The organism is Proteiniclasticum sp. (assembly GCF_003514505.1).
Lineage (GTDB): Bacteria > Bacillota > Clostridia > Clostridiales > Clostridiaceae > Proteiniclasticum.
On the sequence record NZ_DOPX01000007.1, the window covers coordinates 1 to 23,910 of the forward strand.

Annotated in this window: 26 protein-coding genes; 17 read left to right on the plus strand and 9 right to left on the minus strand. The window is 39.7% G+C overall.

Annotated features, from left to right (window positions below; all coding sequences use genetic code 11):
• Window positions 1-257 precede the first annotated feature (257 nt).
• The 7 genes from gyrA to dnaA all read right to left on the minus strand — a co-directional run bounded on the left by gyrA (window position 258) and on the right by dnaA (window position 9,272).
• On the minus strand, window positions 258-2,825 hold the full coding sequence (gyrA, locus tag DEF30_RS00900) for a DNA gyrase subunit A (protein WP_294095333.1): 2,568 nt from the start codon (window positions 2,823-2,825) through the stop codon (window positions 258-260).
• A gap of 13 nt (window positions 2,826-2,838) precedes the next feature.
• A complete protein-coding gene (gyrB, locus tag DEF30_RS00905; protein ID WP_294095336.1) occupies window positions 2,839-4,839 on the minus strand; it encodes a DNA topoisomerase (ATP-hydrolyzing) subunit B in 2,001 nt (666 codons plus the stop codon).
• A gap of 14 nt (window positions 4,840-4,853) precedes the next feature.
• The gene (gene remB, locus DEF30_RS00910) at window positions 4,854-5,114 is read right to left on the minus strand and encodes an extracellular matrix regulator RemB (RefSeq protein ID WP_031575602.1); all 261 of its coding nucleotides are present in this window, start codon (window positions 5,112-5,114) and stop codon (window positions 4,854-4,856) included.
• 1 nt (window position 5,115) lies between these two features.
• Window positions 5,116-6,210: a DNA replication/repair protein RecF gene (gene recF, locus DEF30_RS00915; protein ID WP_294095356.1), complete on the minus strand. Its 1,095-nt coding sequence runs from the start codon at window positions 6,208-6,210 to the stop codon at window positions 5,116-5,118.
• Between the two features lie 90 nt (window positions 6,211-6,300).
• Window positions 6,301-6,513 carry a S4 domain-containing protein YaaA gene (yaaA, locus tag DEF30_RS00920; protein ID WP_294095517.1) on the minus strand — a complete coding sequence of 71 codons (213 nt, stop codon included), beginning with the start codon at window positions 6,511-6,513 and terminating at the stop codon, window positions 6,301-6,303.
• A gap of 6 nt (window positions 6,514-6,519) precedes the next feature.
• A complete protein-coding gene (dnaN, locus tag DEF30_RS00925) occupies window positions 6,520-7,620 on the minus strand; it encodes a DNA polymerase III subunit beta (protein WP_294095359.1) in 1,101 nt (366 codons plus the stop codon).
• 302 nt (window positions 7,621-7,922) lie between these two features.
• A complete protein-coding gene (dnaA, locus tag DEF30_RS00930; protein WP_294095362.1) occupies window positions 7,923-9,272 on the minus strand; it encodes a chromosomal replication initiator protein DnaA in 1,350 nt (449 codons plus the stop codon).
• A 558-nt stretch (window positions 9,273-9,830) separates the two neighbouring features.
• On the opposite strand from dnaA, the gene rpmH reads away from it, so the two are divergent.
• The 11 genes from rpmH (at window position 9,831) to DEF30_RS00985 (ending at window position 18,695) form a co-directional block, all read left to right on the plus strand.
• The gene (gene rpmH, locus DEF30_RS00935; protein WP_031575587.1) at window positions 9,831-9,965 is read left to right on the plus strand and encodes a 50S ribosomal protein L34; all 135 of its coding nucleotides are present in this window, start codon (window positions 9,831-9,833) and stop codon (window positions 9,963-9,965) included.
• A gap of 50 nt (window positions 9,966-10,015) precedes the next feature.
• Window positions 10,016-10,393, plus strand: a complete 378-nt coding sequence (rnpA, locus tag DEF30_RS00940) for a ribonuclease P protein component (RefSeq protein WP_074913007.1) — start codon at window positions 10,016-10,018, stop codon at window positions 10,391-10,393.
• A complete protein-coding gene (gene yidD, locus DEF30_RS00945) occupies window positions 10,362-10,577 on the plus strand; it encodes a membrane protein insertion efficiency factor YidD (RefSeq protein WP_294095372.1) in 216 nt (71 codons plus the stop codon). The genes rnpA and yidD overlap by 32 nt, the downstream gene beginning before the upstream one ends.
• An 18-nt stretch (window positions 10,578-10,595) precedes the next feature.
• Window positions 10,596-11,282 carry a YidC/Oxa1 family membrane protein insertase gene (locus tag DEF30_RS00950; RefSeq protein WP_074913005.1) on the plus strand — a complete coding sequence of 229 codons (687 nt, stop codon included), beginning with the start codon at window positions 10,596-10,598 and terminating at the stop codon, window positions 11,280-11,282.
• A 40-nt stretch (window positions 11,283-11,322) separates the two neighbouring features.
• On the plus strand, window positions 11,323-12,024 hold the full coding sequence (gene jag / locus DEF30_RS00955) for an RNA-binding cell elongation regulator Jag/EloR (protein ID WP_294095379.1): 702 nt from the start codon (window positions 11,323-11,325) through the stop codon (window positions 12,022-12,024).
• A gap of 218 nt (window positions 12,025-12,242) precedes the next feature.
• A complete protein-coding gene (gene mnmE, locus DEF30_RS00960; protein ID WP_294095382.1) occupies window positions 12,243-13,610 on the plus strand; it encodes a tRNA uridine-5-carboxymethylaminomethyl(34) synthesis GTPase MnmE in 1,368 nt (455 codons plus the stop codon).
• A gap of 12 nt (window positions 13,611-13,622) precedes the next feature.
• Window positions 13,623-15,524 (plus strand): tRNA uridine-5-carboxymethylaminomethyl(34) synthesis enzyme MnmG, encoded by a 1,902-nt coding sequence (mnmG, locus tag DEF30_RS00965; RefSeq protein ID WP_294095384.1) that lies wholly within the window; start codon window positions 13,623-13,625, stop codon window positions 15,522-15,524.
• 1 nt (window position 15,525) lies between these two features.
• Window positions 15,526-16,242 carry a 16S rRNA (guanine(527)-N(7))-methyltransferase RsmG gene (gene rsmG, locus DEF30_RS00970; RefSeq protein ID WP_294095387.1) on the plus strand — a complete coding sequence of 239 codons (717 nt, stop codon included), beginning with the start codon at window positions 15,526-15,528 and terminating at the stop codon, window positions 16,240-16,242.
• 322 nt (window positions 16,243-16,564) lie between these two features.
• Complete coding sequence (locus DEF30_RS00975) at window positions 16,565-17,338, plus strand: ParA family protein (RefSeq protein WP_294095389.1); 774 nt, start codon at window positions 16,565-16,567, stop codon at window positions 17,336-17,338.
• On the plus strand, window positions 17,338-18,174 hold the full coding sequence (locus DEF30_RS00980) for a ParB/RepB/Spo0J family partition protein (protein WP_294095392.1): 837 nt from the start codon (window positions 17,338-17,340) through the stop codon (window positions 18,172-18,174). Before DEF30_RS00975 ends, DEF30_RS00980 begins: the two co-directional genes overlap by 1 nt.
• Before the next feature lie 8 nt (window positions 18,175-18,182).
• On the plus strand, window positions 18,183-18,695 hold the full coding sequence (locus DEF30_RS00985; protein WP_294095394.1) for a DUF4446 family protein: 513 nt from the start codon (window positions 18,183-18,185) through the stop codon (window positions 18,693-18,695).
• A gap of 28 nt (window positions 18,696-18,723) precedes the next feature.
• Here DEF30_RS00985 and ytvI read toward each other — a convergent pair whose 3' ends face one another.
• Together ytvI and DEF30_RS00995 are read right to left on the minus strand one after the other, a co-directional pair.
• The gene (gene ytvI / locus DEF30_RS00990) at window positions 18,724-19,875 is read right to left on the minus strand and encodes a sporulation integral membrane protein YtvI (RefSeq protein WP_294095397.1); all 1,152 of its coding nucleotides are present in this window, start codon (window positions 19,873-19,875) and stop codon (window positions 18,724-18,726) included.
• Complete coding sequence (locus DEF30_RS00995) at window positions 19,865-21,025, minus strand: aminotransferase class V-fold PLP-dependent enzyme (protein ID WP_294095404.1); 1,161 nt, start codon at window positions 21,023-21,025, stop codon at window positions 19,865-19,867. The genes ytvI and DEF30_RS00995 overlap by 11 nt, the downstream gene beginning before the upstream one ends.
• Before the next feature lie 172 nt (window positions 21,026-21,197).
• Here DEF30_RS00995 and DEF30_RS01000 point away from each other — a divergent pair, with 172 nt between their 5' ends.
• The 6 genes from DEF30_RS01000 to DEF30_RS01025 all read left to right on the plus strand — a co-directional run bounded on the left by DEF30_RS01000 (window position 21,198) and on the right by DEF30_RS01025 (window position 23,891).
• On the plus strand, window positions 21,198-21,455 hold the full coding sequence (locus tag DEF30_RS01000) for a DUF3343 domain-containing protein (protein WP_294095407.1): 258 nt from the start codon (window positions 21,198-21,200) through the stop codon (window positions 21,453-21,455).
• Window positions 21,452-21,640, plus strand: coding sequence for a DUF951 domain-containing protein (locus DEF30_RS01005; protein WP_031575550.1), 189 nt, complete (start codon window positions 21,452-21,454; stop codon window positions 21,638-21,640). Before DEF30_RS01000 ends, DEF30_RS01005 begins: the two co-directional genes overlap by 4 nt.
• Before the next feature lie 93 nt (window positions 21,641-21,733).
• The gene (gene rpsF / locus DEF30_RS01010; RefSeq protein ID WP_074912984.1) at window positions 21,734-22,021 is read left to right on the plus strand and encodes a 30S ribosomal protein S6; all 288 of its coding nucleotides are present in this window, start codon (window positions 21,734-21,736) and stop codon (window positions 22,019-22,021) included.
• Between the two features lie 13 nt (window positions 22,022-22,034).
• Window positions 22,035-22,457 (plus strand): single-stranded DNA-binding protein, encoded by a 423-nt coding sequence (gene ssb, locus DEF30_RS01015; protein ID WP_294095417.1) that lies wholly within the window; start codon window positions 22,035-22,037, stop codon window positions 22,455-22,457.
• 23 nt (window positions 22,458-22,480) lie between these two features.
• Window positions 22,481-22,744, plus strand: coding sequence for a 30S ribosomal protein S18 (gene rpsR / locus DEF30_RS01020; protein WP_031575545.1), 264 nt, complete (start codon window positions 22,481-22,483; stop codon window positions 22,742-22,744).
• Between the two features lie 148 nt (window positions 22,745-22,892).
• Window positions 22,893-23,891, plus strand: coding sequence for a DUF2232 domain-containing protein (locus DEF30_RS01025; RefSeq protein WP_294095421.1), 999 nt, complete (start codon window positions 22,893-22,895; stop codon window positions 23,889-23,891).
• The last annotated feature ends 19 nt before the right edge of the window (window positions 23,892-23,910 follow it).

The following is a 23,910-nucleotide window of genomic DNA, read 5'->3' on the forward strand; positions in this document are numbered from 1 at the left end:
TTTATACACAATTCGATTTAAGATAAATAAATCACTCATTCTAAAAATATCTCTTATTTTCTAAGTAATCCTTATTGTGATACACACGGGGTTGTTTGATTAAGAACAGCCATGTTACCCCTTCCAAAGATTGTTAAAAACAGCTAATTAGCGAACTAATTAGCTATTTTGTTTATTAATGTTCGTTTTTACTGTATTTCTTGCTTTTCTAAAAAAAGAAGAGATCTCCCATGATCATGGAAATCTCTTCTATCATCTTATTCTTCTTCCAGCTCTACATCAGAGTCTTCGTCATACTCTTCAACTAAGTCATCCATTTCAAAATCATCGTCCATGACTTCACTGAGTTTCTTCTCAATCATTTCATCACTGTCGATTTCTTCCACTTCAGGACCTCCATCTTCTCTGGAGGCAATGATCTTAGCCATAGATACAACTTTGGACTCTTCCGATGTCTTCATGAGTTTTACACCCATGGCATTTCTCGATGTGATGGAAATTTCGCTTACATTGATACGGATGGCAACTCCATCAGAATTTACAAGAAGCAGTTCATCTTCATTGGAACAGGAACGCGCACCCACAACATAACCGGTTTTACCCGTCACCTTATAGGCAATCAGTCCTTTTCCTCCTCTATTCTGCTGCTTGTATTGATCTGTTGGCGTTCTCTTGCCAAGGCCGTTCTCAGACACCACCAGAATGTCTTCACCAGCTACTGCAATGTCAAAGGACACGCAGGTATCTCCTGTACGAAGGGTAATTCCCTTCACCCCTGTGGCGGTTCTTCCCATAGGTCTCACATCGTGCTCATTAAACTTGATGGCATAACCATCTTTGGTTACAAGAAGCAGATCTGCATCTCCTCTTGTGTATTTTACATTAAGGAGTGAGTCTCCTTCTCTCAGGTTCAGAGCAATGAGCCCTGTTTTTCTGATATTGCTGAAATCATGGAGCGTTGTTTTCTTGATGAGACCACTTGCGGTGGCAAATACAAGATACCCGTCTTTCTCCATATCTCCAATAGAAATAACAGCCTGTATACTTTCATCCTGATCTACAGGAATCAGGTTCACAAGATTCACTCCCTTGGAAGTACGTCCTGAATCTGGGATCTCATAGGCTTTTAACTTATACACTTTACCTTTAGATGTAAAGAAGAGAAGATTCTTATGCGTAGATGTCACAAATACCTTGTTCACCACATCGTCTTCCTTGGTGGACATAGCTTGGATTCCTCTTCCACCTCTCTTTTGAGCAGAGTAGGCAGTTGCTGAAATTCTCTTGATATATCCATCCTGAGTCAGCGTAATGACGACATCCTCTTCATTGATGAGATCTTCATAATCAATCTCATCATGATTCTTTTCAATCTCAGTTCTTCTTTCATCACCATACTTGTCACGGATTTCAATTAGTTCATCCCGAATCACACCAAGAAGCTGTGCTTCGTCGCTGATGATTCCTTCCAGATAAGCAATGAGCTCCATGAGGGACTTGTATTCCTCTTCGATTTTATCTCTTTCCAAGCCCGTAAGCCTTCTTAATCTCATATCAAGAATCGCTACTGCCTGCTTTTCTGAGAGAGCAAATCTTGTCATCAGCTCTTCCTTTGCAATTTCTGTCGTTTTGGAACTTCTAAGAACTTTGATGACTTCATCAATATGATCCAAAGCGATTCTCAACCCTTCAAGGATATGAGCTCTATCTTTGGCTTTATTCATTTCGAATATACTTCTTCTGGTGACAACTTCCTTCTGGAAATTCAGGTAATTCTTGAGAATTTCTTTGAGGTTCAGAACCTTAGGTTCATTATTGACCAGTGCCAGGTTGATGATACCAAAGGTATCCTGGACCTTTGTCCTTTTATAAAGATAATTCAGGACCACATGAGCGTTGGCGTCTCTTTTTAGTTCAATGACAATTCTCATACCATCACGGTCAGACTCATCCCGAAGGTCTGAGATTCCAGCAAGTTTTTTATCTCTCACATGATCTGCAATATTTTCAATAAGCTTTGCTTTATTCACCATATACGGGATTTCAGTAATGATGATTCTCTGTCTGCCGTTATGTTCTTCAATAGCACTCTTTGCTCTGACGATAACCTTACCACGGCCTGTCTCATAGGCTTCTCTGATGCCAGTTACACCCATGATGGTTCCACCTGTAGGAAAATCTGGTCCTTTAATAAACTGCATCAGCTCAAGTACTGTCGTTTCTTCATGATCAATCAGATGAATCACACCATTGATGACTTCAGTAAGATTGTGAGGTGGGATATTGGTCGCCATACCAACTGCAATACCTGAAGAACCATTGACTAGAAGATTTGGAAATCTTGCTGGAAGAACCGTTGGCTCTTTTTCCTCTCCATCAAAGTTTGGTATAAAATCTACAGTATCTTTATTGATGTCCCGAAGCATTTCTGAAGAAATTTTAGCCAGCTTTGCTTCTGTATATCTCATGGCCGCTGCTCCATCTCCATCTACAGAACCAAAGTTACCATGTCCTTCGACGAGAAGATATCTCGTCGAAAAGTCCTGAGCGAGTCTTACAAGAGCATCATACACAGAGGAATCTCCATGTGGATGGTACTTACCAAGAACGTCACCGACGATTCTTGCGCATTTACGGAATCCTTTTTCGTTGTAAATACCCAGCTCATGCATGGAAAACAGGATTCTTCTATGTACAGGTTTCATACCGTCACGTACATCAGGAAGTGCACGACCTACAATTACACTCATGGCGTAATTGATATAACTGGTTTTCATTTCTTTTCTCAAATCTATGGGTAATACTTTACCTTCATTGTTATTCAACTATATGTGCCTCCTATACGTCCAAATTCTCGACGAGCTTCGCATTCTTCTCGATAAATTCTCTTCTTGGCTCCACTTTATCTCCCATAAGAATGGTAAAGATCTCATCCGCTGCCTTAGCATCCTCTATATCAGCACGTAAAAGAATTCTGTGCTCAGGATCCATTGTAGTTTCCCATAACTGTGAAGCATTCATTTCTCCAAGACCCTTATATCTCTGAAGCGCAATGGATGAATCTTTTCCACCTAGGCTCTCCACAATATCTTCCATTTCTTTGTCGGAATACGCATACTGCATCGTCTTTCCTTTTGTAATCTTGTAGAGCGGTGGCTGTGCGATATAAACATGCCCCTTCTCAATAAGCTCTCTCATATATCGATAGAAGAAAGTCAAAAGAAGCGTTCTGATGTGGGCACCATCCACATCGGCGTCGGTCATGATGATGATTCTTGAATATCTCAGTTTTGTGGTATCGAAATCTTTGCCGATTCCAGCACCAAAAGCGGTGATCATCGAGCGTATGGTATCAGAGCCTAGCATTTTATCCAGTCTTGCCTTTTCAACGTTCATAATTTTTCCACGAAGTGGCAGTATGGCCTGGAACTGTCTGTTTCTTCCCTGCTTTGCAGAACCACCCGCAGAGTCTCCCTCGACGATATAGATTTCTGATTCCAGAGGATCTTTAGAGGCGCAGTCTGCAAGTTTACCAGGTAGAGTTGTTCTTTCCAGTACACTCTTTCTCGTTAACTCTCTTGCCTTACGAGCAGCTTCTCTGGCTCTGGCTGCCATGAGGGCTTTATCGATGACGATTTTTCCAATGGCTGGGTTTTCTTCCAGAATGATTGAAAGTGCTCCACCTACGATATTGTCCACAATACTTCTGACTTCCGCATTGCCAAGTTTTGTTTTTGTCTGTCCTTCAAACTGTGGATCTGTAAGTTTTACAGAAACAACCGCTGTAAGACCTTCTCTGATATCATCTCCAGAGAGGTTCTTGTCATTTTCTTTCAGATGGCCGAAACGTCTTCCATAGTCATTGACAACTCTTGTGAGCGCTCTTTTAAAACCATCCAGATGTGTTCCACCTTCAATGGTATCAATGTTGTTGGCATAAGAGAAAATATTCTCACTATAGCTGTCATTAAACTGCATGGCCACTTCTACGATGTACTCATCTTTCATATCTTCAATGTACATGACTTCTTTATGCAGCACTTCTTTGTTTCTGTTGAGATACTCCACAAAAGATTTAATTCCACCTTCATAAAAGTAGGATTCCTCTTTTGCCTTGCCTTCTTCCTCATCCCGCTCATCTGTTAATGTGATGCGTAGGCCCTTATTTAGGAAAGCCAGCTCCCTTAGTCTCTCAGAAAGGATTTCAAAATCATATTCCACTTCATCAAAAATTGTTTTATCAGGAAGGAATGTGGTGGTGGTTCCTGTATGTTCAGAAACACCTACTTCTTCCAGCCCCCCAATGGGATTACCAAATTCAAATTTCTGACGGTAAATTTTACTGTTTCTTCGAATCTCCACCACACATGTTTCGGACAGGGCATTCACGACAGAGGCACCTACTCCATGAAGACCTCCTGAAACCTTGTATCCTCCACCACCGAACTTTCCTCCGGCATGAAGGACCGTCATGATGACTTCTACAGTGGACTTACCAAGCTTCTCATTCATTCCGATTGGCATTCCTCGTCCATCATCCACAACGGTAATGGAGTTGTTCTGATGAATGGTTACTTCAATATGGGTGCAGTATCCTGCAAGTGCTTCGTCGATACTGTTGTCAACTATTTCGTAGACCAGATGATGAAGACCCCTTGAAGAAGTGGAACCAATGTACATACCCGGTCTTTTTCTTACGGCCTCCAAGCCCTCCAGAACCTGAATGTTGCTGTCGCCATAAGCTTCTTCTACCTTCGTTTTGCTTCCATCTGCATTGATATTCTCACGAATTTCCTCTATTTCTTCTTTCATGGTTTGATCCATGTTATTCTCTACCATTCCATGGCCTCCTTCTAGTCTTCAAATCGGTACTTTGTTCTTTTGGATAGGGTCTTTGATGATATGGGTGAAAGATAAATGACAGATTTATGTTCAATTTCCGCAATAATGATGGACTTTGGTTTCTCGTCGGTGATCCTCGTCACAAAACCGTCCTCCTCTGCCAAACGCAGAAACTGGCTGGTGTCCGAGCTGTACATAGAGGATTCCACATCAAAAATCCCAATAATCGCTTTCATTGGGATGACTACATTTTCTCCTAAGTGTAAAAACAATCTAGACACCTCCTTGTTCTACTGTTCCGTTTCTTACAGTAAAGAGCCTGTAACTTCCTGTTAAGTATGCTTCCACATTTTCAACTCCGGTACAGGTAATTACAGTCTGAATGTTCTCTATGGACTTTAATATAAATTTCTTGCGGGACAGATCCAGTTCAGATAAAACATCATCCAGCAAGAGGAGAGGATACTCCCCCTTTAATTTTTTGATGATTTCAAGAGAAGCAAACTTCATGGTGAGTACAGCAGTTCTCTGCTGACCCTGAGAACCAAAATCTTTTGCATCGATACCATTGATGTGTATCGTAAAATCATCTCGATGGATTCCAGCGGAAGTTGTACCTCTTTCTATGTCTGTATCTCTTTTTCTGTAAAGCTCTTTTTTGAGATTTTCTTTAAGATCTCCCTCTAGAGAAAAAGAACACTTATACTCGTAGGTAATTTCCTCTTTTCCTGTGGTGATTTCATAATGGATGGGTCTTCCATGGGTATTCAAAAGTGCCACATAATTGATTCTCTGCTTCACAATATAACTCGCATATTCCGACAGCTTCACATCATAAATGTCCAAAACATTCCGGTCCATCCGTCTGGATTTCAATAGAGCATTTCGTTCCTGCAGCACCTTATTGTAGCCCACCAGGGCATTGTAGTATCCCTTATCCAGCTGACTGATCTCCATATCAAGAAATCTACGCCTGAGTCCCGGGGATTCCTTGACAATTTTCAAATCCTCCGGCGAAAACATCACTACATTGAGTACACCTAAAAGATCTCCTATCTTCGTAAGCTTTACTTTATTGATGGAAACAGATTTTCTCCCATCAGAAAGCATCTGAATATCAATGGTTTTATCCAATCGGTCCTTTTCAATATAGACTTTAATCTGTGCATTGCTTTGCTTCCACATAATCAGGTCTTTGGATTTCACAGTTCTGTGAGATCTTCCGAAGGCACAATAATAAATTGCCTCGAGAATATTGGTTTTTCCCTGGGCATTTTCTCCTTGAAAGACATTGACATCCTTGCCTAATTCGATATTCAGTTGGTCATAATTCCGATAGTTCATCAGACTGATATTTCTAATTTTCATAAAAAATCTCCTACAATATATTATACCACATAGAAGTCCGTCCTTCTATGTGGTATAAGGCTCAATACATATTGCAATTTTTATCTGGAATTATTCAGCCACAGCGATGAAAACTTCTCCATTGAACTCAACCTTGTCCCCTGGATAAATTTTCTTTCCTCTTCTCAGCTCCACCTCACCGTTAACTTTCACTAGCCCTTCCTGAACATAAGCCTTTGCTTCGGACCCTAATGAAACTGCCCCCGCCCATTTCAAAAATGAGTCCAGCTTGATAAATTCAGTCTTGATTTTAATTTCCATAATTTCCCCCTATCTGGTTAATCTAACTGGCAGCACCATATAAATACAGTTGTCAACCACGGTATTTTTGATGATGGCCGGACTGACACTGGAGGTCATCTCCAGAATAATCTCTTCTTCTTCCATGACCTTTAGCGTATCCAGGAGATAGTTTGCATTGAATGCAATTTCGATGGCATCCCCTTCCATATGAACCGATACTTCTTCTTTTACTTTACCAAACTGTGAATTGGAAGTAATCACTGCCCGGTCATTTTCGATCTGAAGCTTAATCAGCTTGGAGGATCCCTCTTTCGCCATCAGTGAGGCTCTTTCAATACTTTGAGCCAGCTGTGCTCTTTTCACTTTGAACTGCAGTTTATAGTCTGTTGGAATTATTGATTCATATTTGATAAAACTGCCGGAAAGAAGTCTGGACACCACTTTCGTATTTTGAACTTCGAATAGAATATGATTCTCATTGAAACTGATATAAAGAAGCTCGTTTTTATCTCCAAGGATTTTAGATACTTCATTGAGTGTTTTACCTGGAATAACTACGGACAGATCTTCATTGGATTCCAAATACTCGCTGCGAAGAGCCAATCTGAATCCATCCAGAGCAACCATATTGAGAACTTTATTCTTCACTTCAAAGAGAACACCCATGAGAATAGGTCTGGATTCATCCTGGGCCACGGCAAACGATGTCGCTTTAATAAGATTTTTAAAGACATCTTCTCTGATTGAAATCTTTTCTCTATTTCCGATTTCTGGGAGCATCGGAAACTCTTCAGCATTTAAATAAAGAAGATTGAACTCTGAGTTCTCACAGGAAATAAGGATGGTATTATTCTCCATTGTCGCGATCTCTACTGTAGCATCTGGCAGCTTTCTGATAATATCACCGAATAGTTTGGAGTCGATGACGATTCTACCATCCTCCAGAATACTTGATGAGACTAAAGTTTCAATACTGAGATCAATATCAGAACCTCTCATGATAATTTCATTGGCACCAGTCTCAATATAGATTCCTTCTAGAACAGCCATAGGAGATTTTCCTAATATCGCTTTCTGTACGGTTGAGATTCCTTCGACTAGATCTTTTTTCTGACATCTGAAATGCATGATGCAATCCTCCCAATTTCATAAGATAAAACAATGTTTCGTGGGGATACTTTTACTGCACAGTGTATGTTTTCATCCACGCAGAAGAGTAATAATATAATAGATTATGTAGTAATAGTAGTAGTAGGCGGCGGTATTATGTGGATAAGAGATAAAAACCATGAGGCAGAAGCAATCTGCTGATTTGAAACTATGTGCATAAGTTTTAAGATTTCTCTCAAGTTATCCACAGTTTTCCACAGGGTATTTTTATAATTAATTTGTCCACATGTGGATGAACAGGCAATTTAACAACTTGTGGATTACTGGCTGTTCACTTTTTTTGTGATGATCCTGATGGCACTGGCAAGGGAATCATCACTTTTTAATGCGGCACTGATTTTTTCATAGGCATGAATGACAGTGGTATGATCCCTGCCTCCAAACTCATCTCCGATTTTAGGCAAGCTCATATCGGTCAGTTTTCTGGAGAGATACATAGCGATCTGCCTTGGATAGGCCACATTTCTTGTTCTTCTTTGAGATTTCAGCTCTTGTACTGAAAGATTATAATAATTTGCCACAACATCCTGAATCAGATCGATGGTGATGGATCTGGTTTGTGTGGAAGAGATGATGTCCTTCAGCGCCTCAGCAGCCAAATCAACAGTGATGTTCTTGTTGTTGGTTAATGAGGAATAAGCCATAACTCTTGTAAGAGCTCCTTCCAGTTCTCTGATGTTGGATTTGATCTTGGTTGCGATATAGACCATGACATCGGAAGAAACAACATACTTCTCAATCTCTGCTTTCTTCTTAAGAATTGCAATTCTTGTCTCAAAATCCGGTGCCTGAATGTCAGCTTGAAGCCCCCAGGCAAATCTTGTTCGCAAACGATCTTCTAATGTAGGGATTTCATTCGGCGGTCTGTCGCTGGAGATGATGATCTGTTTTCTTGCCTCGTAGAGTTCATTAAACGTATGAAAGAACTCTTCCTGGGTGCTTTCCTTACCTGCAATGAACTGAATGTCATCCACAAGAAGCACATCCACGTTTCTATATTTGTTTCTAAAATCAAGATTCTTATCGTATCGGATAGAGTTGATCAGCTCATTGGTAAACTTCTCAGAGGAAACATAGACTACCTTCGCTTTCGGATTGTTCGCCTGGATATGGTGACCAATGGCATGCATGAGATGTGTTTTTCCAAGTCCAACTCCACCATACAGAAAGAGTGGATTATAAGCATTAGCCGGTGACTCAGCAACCGCAACAGAGGCCGCATGGGCAAATCTGTTGGAATTACCGATGACGAAGGAATCAAAGGTATACTTGGAGTTCAAAGAGCCAAATGCTTCTTGTGCAGGTTTGATGGCATCTTTTTGAACTTCTTCCTCCGTTTTTGAGTCATCGGATTCTGGTTCTCCAACCACACATTGCACTTCCACATCCTGGTTCAGCACATGTTTGATAGATTCTTTAAACAAAAGCATATATCGCTGGTTAATGATATCCAGCGTCAGCTCATTGGGTACACTGATCATGAATACACCATTTCTCATTCCGATTGGTTTCAATCCAAGAATCCAAGTGTTGTAACTTACCTCAGACATGATCTCCACCTTAAGAATCTTGAGTACTTTTTCCCATGTTTCAGCTAATTGGGTATTCATGTATTATGTCCTCCTAAATAAAATAAAAATAATTTAAAAAATAAAAGTACCTGAATAAACAAGTTTTAAACAGGTTATCTACAGAAAAATATAAAATAATAATTTCCAAAAACTATGTTGATAAAAAAGAAGTTTTGGCTGTTGATAAAGTGAATTCAGAAGACTTCTATATAAAATCCACAATAGATTCCTACAAGTTCCACACATTGTACTTTCGGCCTAAAACATTGTAGTATCAAGGGTACAGAAACAGTATAATATATTTTAGACAGAAAAGGAACACTTTATTCACAGGGTTATCCACAATTGTGGAAAACTACAGAAAATAGAGTAAGTTATCAACAATTCTTTTCTATGATAGCACATGGTCCTTCAAGGGGACAATGAGTTATCCACAAATACCATGGTCTAAATAAATACTAAAGAGAGTCTTCGAGTTTTCTTGACACCCTTCATCACCATGAGTATAATAGTGTAGTAAAATCGAAGTATTGGGTTAAGTGCGCAATTTTTGCGCTTAAGACTAATATGAATAAAGTATACGAAGGGGGTGTCAACATGTGGATGACATTTCAGCCTAAGAAGAAGCAGGGTAAGAAAGAACACGGCTTCAGAAAGAGAATGGCTACAAAGAATGGTAGAAACGTTCTTAAGAGAAGAAGAGCAAAAGGAAGAAAGAGATTATCAGCATAAGGTCGCTTAAATGTGGCCTTTTTCTGTAATGTCAAGAAAGGATTATCTCCATGAAACATGAAAAGATTCGGAAAAACGGTGAATTTCAAGTCGTATACAGGAGAGGCCGATCTTTTGCCAATCATCTTCTGGTTTTGTATGTATTTAAAAACAGAAGAAACCAGATTCAAGGAGTTCCATATAATAGGATAGGAATTTCTGTCAGCAAGAAAGTAGGTAAGAGCGTAGTCAGGAGTCGGGTGAAGCGTCTGATCAGCGAGTCATATCGTTTGAACAAAGATGTTTTTGACACAGGATATGATTTTGTGATCATTGCCAGGGTATCAAGTCATGACAAGAGTTATGCCGAAATCGAAAAATCACTGATGCACGTCTTTAAAAAGGCGGGTCTAAAAAATGATGAAAAAAATACTGTTACGATCAATTAGATTTTACAGAAAGTATATTTCTCCAAACACGCCTCCCAGCTGCAGGTTTACACCAACATGCTCTGTCTATGCCATTGATGCCATAGAAAAGTATGGTGCGCTTAAAGGAGGCTATATGGCTATGAGGAGAATTTTAAGATGCCATCCTTTTTATAAAGGAAGCCTGTATGATCCGGTTGAATAAAACTTGGAGGTAAAAGGATTGTCTCAATTAAATCAATTATTTATTTGGATTTTTGAGCAGCTGAAATCTGTAGTAGAGCTTTTTGTTGCAGATCCAGGAAATCAATGGGGTATTACCATTGTATTTTTCACTATACTGTTTAATATCCTCATGCTACCTGTCAATTTATCTCAGATGAAAACCATGCGAAAGCAGCAGGCACTTCAACCGGAAGTTGCAAAGCTTCAAGCGAAGTACAAGAACGATCCTCAGAAAATGCAGGAAATGCAGATGAAACTCTACAAAGAAAATAATGTAAGTATGTTTGGTGGATGTCTTCCCCTACTCATCACTTATCCTATTTTCATTGCGATGTTCAGTGTATTCAGACAGCTGGCAGCAGATGGAAAGCTCACAGGTATGAGATTCACACCGCTGATTCCGGATTTGTCTGCAAACAATAACATCATTCTTGCAGCACTTTCTGTAGGAACAATGCTTCTTTCAACGTATATTACAACCATGAGAACCAAGACCGCAGATAACCCTGCAGCAGCCTCTGCTAATAAAATGCAGTATATGATGGCAGTCTTATTTGGATGGATTACATACACATCCAATTCCGCTCTAGGACTTTACTGGATTACCGGTAATTTATTCCGAATGATTCAAGGGCTGATTCTCAATGCGGTAGAAAAGAAAAAGGAAGAGCAGGTCATAAAATAGTAGTTTGTTGGTAATGATTGCCAAATAAGGTGGTATTGAAATGAATAGTATGCAGTTTTCAGGTAAGAATGTGGAAGATGCTCTTCAGACAGCACTGAAGGAGCTTCAGGTAACAAAAGACAAAATTACATATAAGGTCATCGAAGAAGGTTCAAAGGGAATCCTTGGACTTATTGGATCCAAACCAGCAATCATCCAAGTGGATGTCATTCAGGAAGAAGTTGCTGAGGTAAAGGAAAATCTTCAGGACTCTTCTGAAGAAATGCCAACAGAAACAGTGACTGTTTCCAGAAACCATAAAGAAGAGGCAGTACAGTTCTTGAACGGAGTCTTTGAAAAGATGGATATAGAAGCTGAGATGAATGCTTCTTTAGAAGATAATATCCTGAAGGTAGATATCTCTGGTCCTAAAATGGGACTGGTTATAGGATACCGTGGTGAGACACTGGATTCGCTTCAGTATCTCACAAGCCTTGTAGTGAATAAGAATCGTGAAGATGAATACATCAGAGTGATTCTGGACACAGAAGGCTACAGAAGAAAAAGAGAAGAGACACTGGAAAGATTAGCAGAAAAGACAGCGTACAAGGTGAAGAAGTACAGAAGAAGTATGAAGCTTGAACCTATGAATCCATATGAAAGAAGAATCATTCATTCTAAGCTTCAGAAAATTGATGGAATCACAACACGTAGTGTTGGTGAGGAACCTTTTAGAAGAGTTGTCATAGAACTGGATAAGTAATGCAGGAGCCTGAGATCATCTCAGGCTTTTTTGTAGTAAAAAAAGCATAAATCGAAGTAATGGTTAAGAATAGTCAAAAGTGCCTCTTTAGAGAGACTTGAAATTCTTTCAAAATCACTATAGAATTGTTCAGAAGCATACCGCTTCAATTCATTTGAGAATAAAGGACTATCATGTAGTTCTATGATGATAGAGTCAGAAACCTTAGGAGGTTTTTTATGAGAGCATACGATACAATAGCTGCAATTTCAACAGCTGTAGGTGAAAGTGGTGTTTCAATCATAAAGGTATCTGGAGACAGATCCAAAGAGATTGTGTCAAAGATATTCAGGATAAAAAATAAAACAGATTTCATGGAAGCTGCACCTTGGACCATTCAGTATGGTCATATCATTCGTCCTGATGGTGAGATTGTCGACGAAGTCCTTGTGAGCTTCTTCCAAGGACCCAAGAGCTTCACTGCAGAAGATGTGGTGGAAATCAACTGTCATGGAGGCAGAGTGGCCACAGAATCCGTTCTTAATGAAGTGTTTCAAGCAGGTGCTAGACCAGCAGAACCTGGAGAATTTACAAAGAGGGCATTTCTGAATGGACGTATCGATCTTTCTCAAGCTGAAGCAGTCATTGATATCATTCAGGCTAAAACGGTTCTTTCTATGAAAGCAGCATTGGAGCAGAGCGGCGGTAAGCTTTCTGCAGAAATAAAGGAGATCAGAGACAGCATCCTGAATCTTTTGGCTTTTATAGAAGTAACAGTTGATTTCCCAGAAGAGGATTTGGAGTTTACAACAGGTCAGGAAGTCAGTGAGAAACTATCTGGACTTCTTCAGAAAGTTGCAAGCCTTATTAGAACCTCAGAGGAAGGAAAGATCATCCGAGATGGACTAAGCATCGCAATCATTGGAAAACCCAACGTAGGTAAGAGTTCACTCATGAATGCGCTTCTGAAAGAGAATAGAGCCATTGTTACGGATATTCCAGGAACCACAAGAGACATCATCGAAGAGTATCTCAATATAGATGGGATTCCAATAAAAATAACAGATACCGCTGGTATCAGAGAAACGGATGATGTTGTTGAGAAGATTGGTGTGGACCGCTCCAAAAGCAAGATTGACGAAGCGGATCTCATAGTGTTTGTTCTGGACAGTTCCAGGCCACTAGATCAGGAAGACAAAGATATTATTAAATATATAAAAGATAGAAAAATAGTAACACTAATTAATAAAGTAGATTTAGAAGAGAAACTGAATCTGGAAGGCTACGACTTGGGTGAAACCATTCAGGTATCAGCCCTTAACGGCTTTGGACTTAATGAGCTGAAAGATAAAATCAAGAAGCTGTTCTTCCATGGACAGGTGGAAGCAAAAGACTATATGGTGACAAACCGAAGACACAAAGAAGCACTGATGCGTGCAAATGAAAAAATGTATGCAGCAAAGACAGCCATAGACCAAGGGATATCCTTAGATTTGGCGGCCATTGATCTGAATGCTTCATGGAATTATTTTGGAGAAATAACTGGAGATACCCTATCTGAAGATCTGGTGGATAAAATATTCAGCGATTTCTGTATAGGAAAATAGAGGTGAAAAATTATGTTAACATATACAGCAGGTCACTATGATGTGATTGTTGTAGGAGCTGGACATGCGGGTTGTGAGGCTGCACTGGCTTCAGCAAGACTGGGATTAAAAACCCTTATGTGCACCATGAATATAGAAAGCTTGGCTTTTATGCCCTGTAATCCGAATATCGGAGGAACTTCCAAAGGTCATTTGGTGCGTGAGCTCGATGCACTTGGAGGAGAGATGGGCGTCAATATTGACAAAACTCTGATACAGTCAAGGATGCTGAACACATCCAAAGGCCCTGCAGTTCATTCTCTCAGAGCGCAGGCTGATAAAGTTGAGTATCAGAAAGAAATGAGAAAGGTAATTGAAAACACCGAGAATCTTTTCTTGAGGCAGATTGAGGTAACAGATCTTCTCGTAGAGAACGGTGAAGTACAAGGCGTTGCAACAAGAAATGGTGGCAATTTCATGGGCAAAGCTGTTATTCTTTGTACTGGTACTTACCTTGCCAGTAAGATTATTATTGGGGAAGCATCTTATGAGAGTGGTCCCAATGGACTCGCAAGTTCAAAGCTTCTGTCTGAGAATCTAGAAAAAATCGGATTTGAGATGCATCGTTTCAAGACAGGTACACCGGTGCGAGTTCATAAGAGAAGCATCGACTTTTCTCTGATGGAAGAGCAAAAGGGAGATGATCGGATTATCCCCTTCTCTTTTGTGCACGACCACTACCTCGAAGCACCCGTTGACCGCAATCAAATCAGCTGTTATCTCACATATACCAATGAAGAGACACATAAAGTAATTGCAAGAAACAGAGACCGCTCACCCATGTTCAATGGAAGCATAGAAGGTGTTGGCGCAAGATATTGCCCATCAATTGAAGATAAAATTTACCGTTTTCCGGATAAATCAAGACATCAGATCTTCGTAGAGCCTGAAGGAAAAGAAACGAATGAGATGTATGTGCAAGGCATGTCCTCTTCTCTTCCAGAAGAAGTTCAGATTGAGATGCTCAAAACTATACCAGCCTTCAGAGACATTGAGATTACGAGAACGGGATATGCGATTGAATATGAGATGATCGATCCTCTTCAGCTTTTTCCAACCTTAGAGTTCAAAAATATCAAAGGGCTTTATGGTGCAGGTCAGATCAATGGAACTTCTGGCTACGAAGAAGCAGCCGCTCAGGGGATAGTAGCAGGAATCAATGCTTCACTCAAAATTAAAGGTGAAGAACCTATGGTTCTGGACCGCTCACAAGGATATATTGGTGTTCTCATCGATGATCTGGTGACAAAAGGAACCAATGAACCCTATAGAATGATGACCAGTCGTGCGGAATACAGACTGCTTTTAAGACAGGACAATGCAGATCTGAGACTTACAGAGATCGGTAGAAGAGTAGGTCTGGTTTCAGATGAGAGATATGAAAAATATTTATACCGAAAAGAAATGATTGAGAAGGAACTGGAACGTCTGAAAAATGTTCAGGTTACTGGAAAACGGGAAGTTAATGAGTTGTTGGAAAAGAAAGGTTCAACAGAGCTGAAGAAACCTACATCACTGTATGAACTCATCAAGCGGCCAGAACTGGATTATTTTAAAGTAGCAGATTTTGATCCGGATCGACCACAGCTTCGTATCGACATCCAAGAACAAGTAAATATCATGAGCAAGTACGAAGGTTATATAAAGCAGCAGTTTGATGAGGTCGCACAGTTTGCAAAATATGAGCAGAAAAAGCTTGATGGCATTGAGGATTACTTCACCATTAAAGGGTTAAGAATCGAAGCAGCCCAGAAACTGAATAAGCTCAGACCTGTGAACCTGGGGCAAGCTTCGAGAATATCAGGTGTGAACCCCGCAGACATTACAGTCATTCAGATTTATTTGGAGACAAAGAAAAAAAGCCGGGAGAGATGAGATGTATTTTGAATTGATGGAAGAAAGTGTAAAGAACCTAGGCATTACGATTGATAGAAATCAGTACGAACAATTTGAGAAGTATAAAAATCTTCTTAAAGAGTGGAATGAGAAGATGAATTTAACTGCTATTACAGAAGATGAAGAGATTTTCAAGAAACACTTCATTGATTCGATAAAAGTATTTGAGTTCAAAGAAGTGTTGAAAGCTAGTAGTATCATTGATGTGGGTACTGGCGCTGGATTCCCTGGGATTCCAATAAAAATAATGATGCCTGAGGTGAAACTCACTTTACTGGATTCATTGAATAAAAGACTGAACTTTTTAAAAGCAGTATCTGAAGAACTTAAACTGGCTGATGTTCAGTTTATTCATAGCAGAGCCGAGGATGGCGGAAGGCTTGAAGAACATCGTGAAAACTATGATATTGCTGTATCTCGTGCTGTAGCAAATCTTACATTGCTTTCTGAACTTTGCATCCCCTACGTAAAAAAGGGTGGATATTTTGTGGCTTTAAAAGGACCAGCAGTAGAAGAAGAAATAAAAGAAGCAAGTAAAGCCATTACAGTTTTAGGTGGAAAGATCCGTGAAATCAAAGAAATAACCATTGAGGGAATGGACTATAAGCATAATCTGGTGATCATCGAAAAAGTTAAGAATACACCTAGGATTTATCCCAGATCCTCTGCCGCCATCAAGAAATCGTTAATTAAATAGGAAACTGAATGTTTCACGTGGAATGTTTCACGTGAAACATTTTTTTGTTTTTGGATGTCTGCTTCAAAATGAAATGCAGCTCAGCAAATGCTGGGAGCAGATGACATGGAATATTGAAATACTAAATTTTAGCATATCAAAGAGCTAGAAGTCTCTGGAAATAAAGCTTTAGAAGGAAATCCTATAAGGAATGTTTCACGTGAAACATTCCTTATAGCAGTCTGTAATCGTAATGTTTCACGTGAAACATTGTAGCTTTACTATGAAAAATCGAATAATAAGGTTATAATCAACAGTAAGAGAACAGGACAGGAGGACTTTTATGAAGATTGTTAGTATTTTCAATCAAAAAGGTGGTGTAGGAAAGACGACCACAAACATCAATCTTGCAGCGTATATTGCACTGCAGGGACATAGAGTTCTTGTTATAGATATTGATCCCCAGGGGAACACTTCAAGTGGCCTTGGTGTTGATAAAGATAACATAGAAAACACCACTTATGAACTGCTGATTGGTGAAACGGATATCAATGATACAGTTATTTCCGTCGAGAATATAGAAAACCTAAAAATAATTCCTTCCAATATGAATTTGGCAGGTGCAGATCTTGAACTAAGCTATATGGAGAATCGGGAATCAATACTGAAAACAAAGCTTCAAACACTGGAAGAAGCATTTGATTTTATCATCATCGACTGTCCTCCATCACTTGGACTTCTGACCATCAATGCACTCACAGCTTCAGACAGTGTTCTCATACCAATGCAATGCGAGTATTACGCACTTGAAGGAATCAGCCAATTGGTAAAGACCATTCAAAAGGTTAAGAAGGGACTGAATAAGAACTTGGAGATCGAAGGTGTGGTATTAACTATGTTTGATCCTAGAAGAAATCTTCAAATTCAGGTAGCAGAGGAGCTGAAATCCTATTTTGGAGAACTTGTATATGAAAGCTCTATTCCGAGAAATATCAGGCTGGCAGAGTCTCCAAGTTTCGGAATGCCGATCGCATTGTATGATCCTAGAGCAAAAGGTGCAGAAGCTTATGAAGATTTAACACATGAGTTTTTACGTAAGCAAAAAGGAGGTAAGTAATGGCAAAAAAGTTTGGATTAGGGAAAGGGTTAAATCAGCTGATTCCTGAGGAAGAAGAGATTATAACTGTTTTGAATATTAATAAGATCAAGGCGAACAAAAAACAGCCCAGAAAGTACTTTGATGAGGAAAAACTAGTACTCCTCTCAGAATCCATCAAAGAACACGGTATGATACAGCCGATCATTGTTCAAAAAGATGGAGAGGATTATAGCATCATTGCTGGTGAAAGACGGTGGAGAGCAGCCAAAAAAGCCAGTCTCAAGGAAGTGCCTGTCATTGTTATGGATATTGCAGACTCTACTGTTCTTGAAGTATCACTCATTGAAAACATCCAAAGACAGGATCTCAATCCCATTGAAGAAGCTTCGGCATTCAAAAGACTCATACATGATTTTAAACTGACGCAAGAAGATCTGGCGAAAAAAATCGGGAAATCCAGAACAAGTATTGCGAATACCATGAGGCTTATTCAACTTGATGAGAGAGTCCAGCAGTTTCTTATAGAAGAAAGTCTCAGTGAAGGACATGGTCGAGCATTACTTGGGCTTGAAAGCAGTGAGGATCAGTATTTGGCTGCTCAAAAAGTAATCGATGAAGGACTAAGTGTCCGTGAAACAGAGAGATTAGTGACTGCTTTCCATAAAGTGAAGCCAGTTGCGAGGAAAATGAAACTGGATCCTTACTATAAAGATATTGAAAAAAGACTTGCCAAAAACATGGGAACGAAAGTATTATTAAAACCGAAAGCTAAAAATAAAGGGAAAATAGAAATTGAGTATTACAGTATGGAAGACCTCAATCGATTGCTTGAGTATCTGAGACTGGAAGAGTAGGAGTAAACATGGATTTTACAATCATCAGTACATTTATCAATAATAATTTGGAAATAGTTTTGCTGGCTATAGCAGCATCTTTCATGATCATGGTTGTGTTTTTTATCATTATGCTTGTATCCAACAGGAAACTGAAGAAGAGATACAATCTTCTGATGAAGGATGCTGACAAAGGTAGTCTCGAGGATATGATAAAGGGCTACCAGAAAAAAATTGATGAAACCTATGTGGATGCGAAAGTGGCATTGGAGGATTTGAAGCTTTTAAGCAATCAGGTCAATCATTGCATTCAGAAGGTTGGAGTTGTAAGATTCAAAGCTTTTGAGGATATTGGAAGTGATCTTAGCTACAGTGTCGCGCTTTTAGACAATAAAAATGACGGAGTTGTCATAACCAGTATCTTTGGCAGAAATATCAGTACATCATATGCGAAGCCGATTTCTAAGGGGATATCAAAATATACGTTGTCTGATGAAGAGATCTACGCGATGAATAAGGCTCTAGGCTTAGAGAAGAAATAAGAAGAGTGCAGCTTTTGCTGCACTCTTCTTATTTCTTGTTTGATTTTCTGTCGCGAGTCTTCTTTTTCTTAGGTTCACTTGATTGGAAGGTATCGAGAACACCAACAGTTTGGAGTACTTTAAAGCCTACGGCCATAAATATCAGGAAAAACATTCCTAAGACTCCAGCCATTTTAAGTCCGATGAAGATGGCTCCAATGGTGATCACTGGGTTTATGTCCAGACTGCTGGATAGGATTTTAGGTTCCCAAATGTTTCTGCCAACTGCAACAATAATCCAAAGAATACCTAGACCTATGGGGACTGTGTAGTTCCCCTGGAAGAAGTAATAAACTGCAAGGGGAACATATGCCGCAGAAACCCCCAGGACTGGCAGAAGATCAAGAAATGCTGTGATTAGTCCTAAAACCAGCGGATAAGGAACTCCAAGAATGAGATAACCTACTACAGAAATCATACCTGTTATGAGGATGATCAGCATATAGGATACGCCATAGCGGACAACCATGTTTTTTCCCTGGGTGATGATGTTTTTAACTTTGTTCTCTTCCCGATCGGATGTGGGGAGATAAGCGTAGATAAATTCTGGATTATTCAGCAGCTTCTTGGTAAAGAAGAAAGAGCAAACGATGGTAAAGATGATAATCAGCATGAGATTAGGAAGTCCTGCGACTATGTTCAATGTAAAACCACCAATCGCTTTGCCTAAGGTGATGACAACTTCCTGTAATGAAGCCAATGCACTGGTGAGCATCTCGCCGCCTGTTTCAATAATACTGGGATCCAGTTCCTGGATATTCGAGGCAACCCATTCATACTGAGCCTGAATCCACGATGCGATACTATCATAGTTCTCATTGAGATAGCTGATTGAGTTCGTAACTAGTAATATGCTCTGATTCACTAGACGAATAATCAGTGAAACAATGAGAGTACCTAAAAGACCATAAAAACTCAGCAGGGTGACGAGTATCAGGAAATTCTCATTGATTTTCTCGCGGGTCCACAGGATAAGCCTCTTAACCACAGGACTGACAATGGCGGCGATGGCAAATGCCAGTACAAAGGGAATGGTATAGGGAAGTGTCTTCACAAAAAGAAAGAATACGATGGTATAAACAGTAATGTAAATCAGGATCTTGTCATATTTCTTAATGTATGAAGTTCTGTTAGTCTCCATAATTCACCTCATCTAAATATTTAAGTGCCACAATAAGCTGTTCTACTTCATCCCTTGTAGTAAAATGGCCAAAGCTGATTCGAAGAGCTCCTGTTTTCTCTGTTCCCAACGCCTTATGAGCTAATGGTGCACAGTGGTAGCCTGTTCTTGTAATAATGCTAAACTGACTTTCTAGGATAAAACCTGCTTCGGAGGGAGTGTAGTGATCAAACCAAAGACAAAAATTTGGTATTCTGTCACGGACATCAGGTGAGCCAATTAGATGAACCTTCGTCAAGTGCGAAAGTGCTGACAACATCATTCCAGATATAATATAAATATCGCTAGATATTGAATCAATGTGTTTCCTTAATAGATACTGGACGCCTGCGCCCAATCCTGCAATTCCTGGTAAATTGTGAGTACCAGCTTCAAATTTATCAGGAAGATAGGAAGGCTGTTGCAAGCTAAGAGAATCAGAACCTGTACCTCCAGTGAAAATGGGGTTCAGCACTTCATTGATCCGGTTGTTCAACACAAATCCACCTGTTCCCTGAGGTCCAAGAAGACCTTTATGACCAGTGAAAGCAATGACATCAGCATCTATCTCATGTAGATTGACTGGAATATAGCCTGCGGTCTGAGCGGCGTCTATGATGATGAAAATATCTTTATTCTTCAGTTTAGATCGGACTTCCCATACTGGCTGTATGGTACCAGTAAGGTTTGAGGCATGGGACAGAATCACTGCTTTTGTATTCTTTTTCTCGACCTCATTGAGTTTATTGATATCAATCAATCCTTCGCTGTCGCAGGGGAGAAGATCATAAGTGATGACTCCATCTAATCGAAGTTTCTCCAAAGGTCGTAGAACAGAATTATGCTCCATCACAGAAGAAATCACATGATCTCCAGGTTTCAGAAGGCTAAGCAGTACTGTGTTTATTGATTCTGTCACAGAGGATTTCAGAATTACATTCTCAGGCTGGTTTACATCAAATAAATCAGCCAGAGATTTCCGAGCAGAGTAAATTATTTTGGCGGCTTCCATGGAAATCCGGTTGGCTCCTCTTCCTGGATTTCCCGATCCGCTTCGAAGAGTTCTATCAACAGCTTCATAAACCCCTTGAGGCTTAAGGAAAGACGTGGACGCATTGTCTAAATAAATCATATTCTTATCTCCCAATTCTTCTTATCAATAATTATAGAACATTAACGAATAATTGGTATGAAAAAGAAAAAAATTTACACCAAATTTAGAGAAATGTGTATTGGTTCATTGAGGTAAAAGTAAGAGATTCGTGTATAATAATCTAAAAGAAAGTGTGTACTGGAGGATTTTCATGGATTTTTACTTATTGGTATTTAAGAATACAACAGATGCGTTAGTAGGAGAAGAAGATCTCAAGAAACACGAGATTCCTCATGCAGTATATCCCACCCCACCACAGATCATCGGTAGCTGTGGAATCAGCATGCGCTTTACAGAAACCGAGCTTCCAAAGGTGGAGGAGCGTCTGGAAAAGGGGCTGATGTATAAAGCCCTCTATAAACTGTCCAAAATCAGTATAATGAAGATTAAGGAGAATGAAGCGAGTTGATTAAAGAATATGAGCTTGGAACCATTGTCCAAATGAAAAAGCAGCATCCTTGCGGAAGCTATTTATGGGAAGTGACCCGATTAGGAGCTGACATTAAAATCAAATGCAAAGGATGCGACAGAATCGTCATGCTGCCGCGAAATAAATTTGAAAAAGATGCAAAAAAAGTGATTACTGAAAAATAATATTTGCATAATAACGTCATAAGTGCTAAAATTTAATGATGTAATCCCCGCCGCGAAAATCGTGGCCTTAGTCCGGGGGGAGGAGGTGACATGATGAGAAACTATGAAACTATTTTCATACTACATCCATCATTTGACGAGGAGGCAGTAACTGCTGCTGTTGAGAAGTTTAAGGGTGTAATTGAAACAGAAGGTGGTATCATTGATAACGTTGATCTATGGGGTAAGAGAAGACTTGCTTACGAAATAGACAAAGTTAACGAAGGTATTTATGTTCTGGTAAATTTCCAGGCAGAAGCTGAATTACCTAAAGAGTTAGACAGAATATTCAGAATTACTGATGGCATACTGAGACATATTATCGTTAAATTAGACAAGTAAGGATGGTGCAGCAATGAATAAAGTGGTTTTAATTGGTAGACTAACAAAAGATCCCGAGCTGAAGTATACGCCAGGATCCGGAACTGCGGTTACTACGATCACATTAGCTGTTGACAGACGTTTTTCCAAGGACAACCAAAGAGAAGCTGATTTTATTCCAGTAGTGATCTGGGGTAAATCTGCTGAATCCACTGCTCAGTATATGAACAAGGGAAAACTTATGGGTGTTTCCGGAAGAATTCAGACCAGATCTTATGAGGCTAAAGATGGCGGAAGAAGATATGTCACTGAAGTAGTTGCTGAGGAAATCAAATTCCTGGAGTGGGGCAATAAGAACCAGTCCGGTGAAGGTGGATACTCAGACAACTCAAGCCAGGAGTATGGCTCATCCTATGAGGATATGACTCCCATAGATGATGGAGATATTCCATTCTAAACGATAGGTAAGGAGGAAAAAAAATGAGCAGAGAAAACTCATCCAGGGATTTCAAGAGAAATAACCCTAGAGGAAGAAGAGCGAAGAGAAAAGTTTGTTCTTTCTGTGTTGATAAGGTTGATCATATAGATTATAAAGATGTTTCCAAGCTTAGAAAGTACATCACTGAAAGAGGAAAGATTCTTCCAAGAAGAATTTCCGGAACATGTGCTAAGCATCAGAGAACATTGACCGATGCAATCAAGAGATCCAGAAATATCGCATTACTTCCATTCACACAAGATTAATTGATAAAACCGTGATCCCTTGGGTCACGGTTTTTTGCTATCCTAGTACCGATATGTGCGTAGAACAATGAATATTAAGTGAAAAGCACATTCATTCTTCTGAGCATATATGCTAAAATTCAAGATAATAACTAAAATGGAGCTAAATATGAATACAATGATGAAAACAAACAAACTCGTTACAACGTCCATGCTGGTAGCTCTTCTCGCGGTGTTCTCACTGCTGGGGACTTTACCATTTTTCAATACAATTTCGTTGGTGATTGCGCCGATCATCGTCGCGCTGATCTATCACAGAGGTGGAAGAAACAATACCATCCTATCCTTTGTGGCTACCATGATACTGGTGACCATACTCACGGATCCAATCTATGGAATTACCATGACCATTCTGAACTATAGTATGGGCGTCGGCCTTGTGTATATGATATCGAAGAAAAAAGGACCATTGGCTAATTTTGTGGTTCTAGCTCTAGCCATTGCAGTAGGAATCACTGCAATGTTTCTCATCGAGATCAGATTCCTTACAGACTATAGTCTCATGGAATATATTGAAGTTTTCGTGATGGACATTAAGAATGCCTTACCATCTATACTGGAACAGGTGGAGAGTCTTGGTGGCAATGTGGAGGATAATGCAGCACTGATCTTTTTTACCAATCTTACAGTAAAAGGTCTAATCATGCTCCTTCCCAGCGTGCTTCTCATGTATGCTATGATTTCGGCAGCATTTGTTTATAAAGTTTCTCAAGTGGTCTTCAAAAGACTTGGGATTTATGTGACACCACTGCCAAGACTCAGTGAGATCAAATCCAATATGTATCTGATCATGGGAAGTCTCTTTCTATCCATGATTGGTATTTTACTGGTTTATACAGGTTTTGAGTATGGCGAGGCTCTGATGTCCTTGGGTAACAATATATTCAGCATTACAGGAATTATAGGAGGGATGTCTTTACTTAGTTATCTGATGGAAGTAAAGTTAAAGTATCCCACAGTCTTTAGAATCGTGATACTGTTCTTTATTTTTGGCTCAAGCCTTGTGAGCATCATAGCCATTGCAGGTATCATCGACAGTGCTTTCGATTTTAGAAGATTGACAGACCATGGTCTATACTCATTACTGAAAAGCAGGCAGCAGCAGTAACCTTAAAGGATGAACAAGG